Genomic DNA, 5,783 nt, shown 5'->3' with positions numbered 1-5,783 from the left:
GGGACCGTGCGGTCCGGGCGCCGGCCTGGGCTGCCGGTCGAAGGGCGGTTCGCCGCGACGCGGTCGGCAGCGCCTGCCCGGCGCGGTGATTCCGGAGACCGGCACGACGGGAGAGGCGGTGCGCCCCGGCCTGTTCTCCCTCACCATCGACCACGGCACCCCCAACTTCGCCCGCGCGCTGCGTGACGGGGATCTGCGCCGGACCGTCGCGCACGAGGCGCACCACGGCATGCGCATGGCCGGGCCCGGCTACGGCTGGACGCTCGGCGAGGCCCTCGTGAGCGAAGGCTTGGCGGGGCGGTTCGTCGGCCACCTGTTCGATTCGCCGCCCGAGCCGTGGGAATGCGCGGTGACCGACGCGGAACTCGCGGCCAACCTGCCGGACGACGCGACGCTCGCGGGCGCCGGGCACGACCACCGCGCCTGGTTCTTCGGGGCAGGACGGTATCCGCGCTGGCTTGGCTACACCCTCGGCTACCGGATTGTGGGCGACTGGCTCGAAGCGGACGCCGACACCGGCGGTGGCGCATGGGTCGACATCCCCGCGCCCGACGTCATCGTGGCGGCGCGCGGGCGCACGCTGCCGAACCTCTGACCGCCGGCCCGGGCCGCCTCCCAGCCCCGAGGCGGAATGGCCAAGCCGGTCGATGACGGCGGCTTCCGACACCGGCGGATGCTTGTCCGCACGGCCGGCACGGGCCGAGATCGGCCGGTCCGCTCTGCGACCGGATCGGATGGAAAGCGGCCCCTGGCGTTTTCCCCGGAAGCAGACGTCCGGAGTCGGACCCGACCACGCCCTTGACGCCGACGTCGGTGGTTTTCGAAAGCCGACGAAGGCGGCGTTCCGGACGGTCAGCGCGATCGAAGACTTGCACTCCTAGAAGTTGTACTTCCGGTTGCATCAAATGCGATCGACTTTGCTATCACCCTGTCCTGCCGGATGCTGCATGATGAACTCACACGGCGGGTGCCAGACTTTTCAGCCGACGCCTTCAGCGCAAGCCAACATCAGAAAGCTCAGATCATGCTGACCCGCGGCCTCAATTGGCTTTTCCTCCGGGCCTTGGGTTCGCCCGCCTGCGGTTGGGTGGTGCGCACGGTCATCGTCTCGACGTCGGGAGACGCATCACCTCGTGCCGACGGCAGGGCCTCCAAGATGATCCTGATCCGGTAGTCGGAGGGTTCGCCGAGAGGCGGCTCGGCTCAAGCCGCCCGCGCAAGATCGCCCTCGATCGAGGCGAGCGCACGCTCCAGCGCCGCGAAGCAGATCGGGTCGAACGCAGTGCCTAGATCCGCGCGCATGATGCCGAGCGCCTTCTCGAGCGACATGGCCGCCCGGTAGGGCCGGTCGGCTGTCAGCGCGTCGAACACGTCGGCGACCGAGACGATGCGGGTCTCGGGCTCGATCGCGTCGCCGCTCAAGCCGCGCGGATAGCCCTTCCCGTCCAGCCGTTCGTGGTGTCCGCCACCGATGCGGGCCATCTCATGGAACACGGCCGCGCGGGTCAGGATGGTCTCGGAGAGGGACGCGTGATTGCGCATGTCCCGCCACTCCGCGTCATCCAGCTTGCCGTTCTTGTCGAGGATCGCGTTCGAGACCCCGAGCTTGCCGACGTCGTGAAGCAGCGCAGCCCGCTTCAGCCAGCGGCGGCGCTCCGACGTGTAGCCAAGCTCGGCCGCGATCATGTCGGCGTAGACGGCAACCCGCTCCGAATGGCCGGAGGTGAACGGGCTCTTGGCGTCGATGATCTGCGCGAAGGCACGGGCGATGTCGTCGAGGTAGTCCTCATCAACGACGATCGGGCTGACCGGTGCCAACGCGAACACCGCCTCCTCGACCTCATCCGAGGCCAGGGTATCCCAGAAGCCGGGCTCGGATGCGGCCGCTTCGAAGCAGGCGACGATCTGAGGATCGAACCATGTGCCCGAGCGCGCCCGCACCTCGGCCATCGCGGCCGCGGGGCCGGCTGCGGTGTGGAACACGTCCACGACCTGAGCGAGCAACGCCATCCGTGCGTAGAGCGGGATCCCCGGGCCGACCAGGCGGTCCGGTCTGCCGCCGCCGTTCCAGTGCTCGTCCAACGCGTGGATGGCCTCGCAAACGCTCGCGGGGAAGCGAAGCTGCCGGGCGATCTGGGCACCGCGCTGGCAGCGGGTTTGGATCAGTTCGTCGGTGATCGCTCCGCCGTTCTGCAGGATGTTGAGCACGGCACGGAAGCGTTCGGCGAGGCCGGCCTTGAGGCCGGTATGAGAGAAGACGAAGCCGAGCACCTTCGGCAGGCTGTCGCTCACCGTCTTGAAGTCGCGTTTGAAGCTGAGATCGTCGGACAGATAGAGCTCGCAGATGCGCGCGGCGTTGCTGGAGCACCCGAGATCCTTCAGCATCACCGTGTGGTAGAGTTCCCAGAGCTGCAAGTCCGGGAGGCCCATCTCGCGGCCGATGTGGAAGCCGATCCAGGTCGCGCGCACGCAATGCCCGACGGGCTGACCTTCCGTCAGGTCGAGGGCGTGGCTCAAGGCACCCAGCACTTCCGACAGCTGGATCGTCCTGGCTTCCTCGTCGCCGCCTGATACAATCCGCATCGTTCTCGTCCGGCCTCTTGGCTTATCGGTCTCGATAGGCGCCAAGACTGCCTCAAGAACCTGATCAAAGCGTTGCGTTGCCTTGCGCACGCCGATCCGCCCCGAGCGGACCTTTCCAGCGTCCGCAAAAGGTCGCAGCCCCTCGGATCGCCGGCAGAGCCCCTACCGCCCGGCGATCAGCGCCTTGAGGCGGGTGGCGAGGGCGTCCATCGGGAAGGGCTTGGTCAGCACCTCCATGCCGGGGTCGAGGTGGCCGTGGCCGAGGATCGCGGTCTCGGCGTAGCCGGTGATGAACAGCACCTTGAGGTCGGGCCGGCCGACGCGGGCCGCGTCCGCCATCTGGCGGCCGTTCATGCCGCCGGGCAGGCCGACGTCGGTGACGAGCAGGTCGATGCGCATGCCCGATTGCAGCACCGCCAGGCCGGCGACGCCGTCGGCCGCCTCGATCGCGGTGTAGCCGAGATCCTCCAGCACCTCGGTGACCAGCATGCGCACCGAGGGCTCGTCGTCGACGATCAGCACCGTCTCGCCCTGCTCGGCCCGGGCGGCCTCGGCGGGGACGGGCGCCCCGTCGTCGCCGTCGGCCTCGCCGTGGTGGCGCGGCATGTACAGGCAGACGGCGGTGCCCCGGCCGGGCTCGGACCGGATCCGCACCTGCCCGCCCGATTGCCGGGCGAAGCCGTGGATCATCGACAGGCCGAGGCCCGTCCCCTGGCCCATCGGCTTCGTGGTGAAGAACGGCTCGAACACCCGGGCCACCACCTCGGGCGGCATGCCGGTGCCGGTGTCGGTCACGCACACCGCGAGATACTCGCCCTCGGGGATGTCGTGCGCGGCCGCGGCCGCCCGGTCCAGCCGGGAGTTGGCGGTCTCGATGGCGATGCGGCCGCCGTTCGGCATCGCGTCGCGGGCGTTGATGCAGAGGTTCAGCAGCGCGTTCTCGAGCTGGCCCGGATCGATCAGCGCCGGCCACAGGTCCGCCGCGCCGACCCGCTCCAGCGCGATCTCGGGGCCGATGGTCCGGCGGATCAGCTCCTCCATCCCGCCGATCAGCCCGTTCACGTCGGTCGGCTTCGGCGTCAGCGTCTGCCGGCGCGAGAAGGCGAGCAGGCGGTGGGTCAGCGCGGCCGCGCGGCGGGCCGCCCCCTGCGCCACGCCCATGTAGCGCTCGAGGTCGTCGAACCGGCCCTGGCCGATCCGGCTCTGCATCAGCTCCAGCGCGCCGGAGATGCCGGCCAGCAGGTTGTTGAAGTCGTGCGCCAGGCCGCCGGTGAGCTGGCCCACCGCCTCCATCTTCTGCGATTGCCGCAAGGCCGCCTCGGTCTGCATCAGCTCGGCCGTCCGCTCGGCGACGCGCTGCTCCAGGGTCTCGTTGAGGGCGCGCAGCGCCGCCGCCGCCCGGTCGCGCTCCGCCTGCACGGCGCGGCGCTCCTCGACGTCGATCAGAACGCCGGGGAAGCTCGACGGGGTGCCGTCCTCGGCCCACTCGACCCGGCCGTTGGCCTCGATCCAGTAGTAGCGCCCGTCCGTCCGGCGCACGCGGTACTGGTGCGCGTAGGCGCCGCCCTTCCGGATCGCCGCGTCGATCGCCGCGGCCAGGCCGACCTGGTCGTCGGGGTGGACGGTGGCGACGATCTGGGCGAGCGGGATGCCGGTGCGGCCGAGCGCCGGGTCGAGGCCGAAGCTGCGGGCGAAGGCCTCGTCGACGGTGAACCGGTCGGTCGGCAGGTCCCAGTGCCAGGTCCCGATGATCGCGCCGGCCTCGAGGGCGAGCTGCACCCGCTCGGCATTCTCGCGCGCCAGGGTCTCGCTGACGCGCAGGCGCTCCTCCGCGCGCTTGCGCTCGGTGACGTCGTTGAAGAAGATCGCGATCTGCCGCTCGGCCGGATCCCCGACCCGCACGGCGCGCACGTCGAACCAGCGCGCGAACGCCTCCGCATAGCTCTCGAACGTCGCCGGCTCCCCGGTCCAGGCGACGCGGCCGTAGGTCTCGAACCAGAACCGCTCCAGGTCGGGCGCGAACTCGGTGACCCACTTGCCGCGCAGGTTCACCCCGGCCTGGCGCTCGAAGGCCGGGTTCGCCTCGATGAAGCGGTAATCGACCGGGCGCTCGCCCTCGAACCGCACCTCGACGATGGCGAAGGCGGTCTCGATGGTCTCCAGGAGCGTGCTGAAGCGGTCCTGCGTCGCGCGCAGGCGCTCGCCGGCCTCGTGCTGCTGGGTGCGGTCGCGGACGATCTTGACGTAGCCCTGGTGGACGCCGTCCTCGTCGCGCAGCGGCATCAGCGCGCCGGAGGCCCAGAACCGGCTGCCGTCCCGGCGCAGGTGCCAGCGCTCGTCGCTCGCCTGGCCCTCGGCGAGGGCGGCGCGCATCTCCCGCTCGACGCAGCCCGCGGCCCGGTCCTCCGCGGTGAAGATGCGCGCCGACGACCCGCCGACGACCGCCTCGCGGGGCCAGCCGAAGATGGTCTCCGCCCCCGCGTTCCACTCCGTCACCGCGCCTTCCGGGTCGGTGACGATGACGGCGAAGTCGATGGCGCTCTCGATGACGTTCTGAAGGCGGTGGCGTCCGGGCATGGCCCCGGTTTAGCCGCATCCGCCGCGCGATTTATGTAGCCGCCCGGCCACGCCGGCGCGTCGGTTGCGGAGCGACCCTTTTGCGGGTCGGCCGTTCCGATGCCGCGAGACCCGCTTGCCCCTGCCGGGCCGCGCGGATCCCGGCCGTGCCGGGCGCGGTTCCGCCACCGGTTGCACGTTTCGGTTGCCCGCCACATACTCGCGCGTGCCGCCTGCGGACCAACCCGGGGGCCGACGGCGATCGGGGGCGGGGCGTGGCACAGGGAACGCAGATGCGCACGCATCTGTGCGGCATCAGGACGGCGTGGACGGAGCGCGGCTCCGCCGGCGAGGCCGTCGCCGAGATCGCGCGGGCGGTCGGCGCCGACGCGGCCCAGCTCCTGGTGTTCTTCTCCCCCGACTACGACCCCGAAAACCTGAGCCGGCGGCTGGCCGAGGCGTTTCCGCGGGCCGAGATTTCCGGCTGCACCATGTCGGGCGGGATCGCCCCGGCCGGCGGGCTCGACCGCGGCCTGGTGGCGATCGCGTTCCCGGCGGACGGCTTCCGCATCGTCTCGACGGTGCTGGACGCGATCGACCACCTCGACGTCGAGCGCACCGCGGGCGCGGTGCGGGCGCTGCGC

The 5,783-nt window shown here is 71.2% G+C and carries 4 protein-coding genes; 2 read left to right on the top strand and 2 right to left on the bottom strand.

Annotation, left to right across the window (positions count from 1 at the left end):
- A partial coding sequence (locus tag FV223_RS18350; protein WP_147728368.1) for a DUF2268 domain-containing putative Zn-dependent protease occupies positions 1–595 on the top strand: 595 nt, incomplete at its 5' end.
- 608 nt (positions 596–1,203) lie between these two features.
- Here FV223_RS18350 and FV223_RS18345 read toward each other — a convergent pair.
- Complete coding sequence (locus FV223_RS18345; protein WP_147728367.1) at positions 1,204–2,583, bottom strand: HD-GYP domain-containing protein; 1,380 nt, start codon at positions 2,581–2,583, stop codon at positions 1,204–1,206.
- Positions 2,584–2,745: 162 nt separating this feature from the next.
- Positions 2,746–5,160 carry a PAS domain S-box protein gene (locus tag FV223_RS18340; protein WP_147728366.1) on the bottom strand — a complete coding sequence of 805 codons (2,415 nt, stop codon included), beginning with the start codon at positions 5,158–5,160 and terminating at the stop codon, positions 2,746–2,748.
- Positions 5,161–5,432: 272 nt separating this feature from the next.
- Between FV223_RS18340 and FV223_RS18335 the strand changes: the two genes are divergently transcribed.
- A partial coding sequence (locus FV223_RS18335) for an FIST N-terminal domain-containing protein (protein WP_281407451.1) occupies positions 5,433–5,783 on the top strand: 351 nt, incomplete at its 3' end.

The sequence above is a fragment of the Methylobacterium sp. WL116 genome (genome assembly GCF_008039455.1).
In the GTDB taxonomy this organism is placed as follows: Bacteria; Pseudomonadota; Alphaproteobacteria; order Rhizobiales; family Beijerinckiaceae; genus Methylobacterium.
Note: the sequence above shows the minus strand (reverse complement) of the source record. Positions and strands in the feature narration are given on the sequence as shown.

Excerpts from the sequence above, each read along its gene's own strand:
- FV223_RS18340 (WP_147728366.1), bottom strand. The coding sequence starts at position 5,160 with ATGCCCGGACGCCACCGCCTTCAGAACGTCATCGAGAGCGCCATCGAC.
- FV223_RS18345 (WP_147728367.1), bottom strand. The coding sequence starts at position 2,583 with ATGCGGATTGTATCAGGCGGCGACGAGGAAGCCAGGACGATCCAGCTG.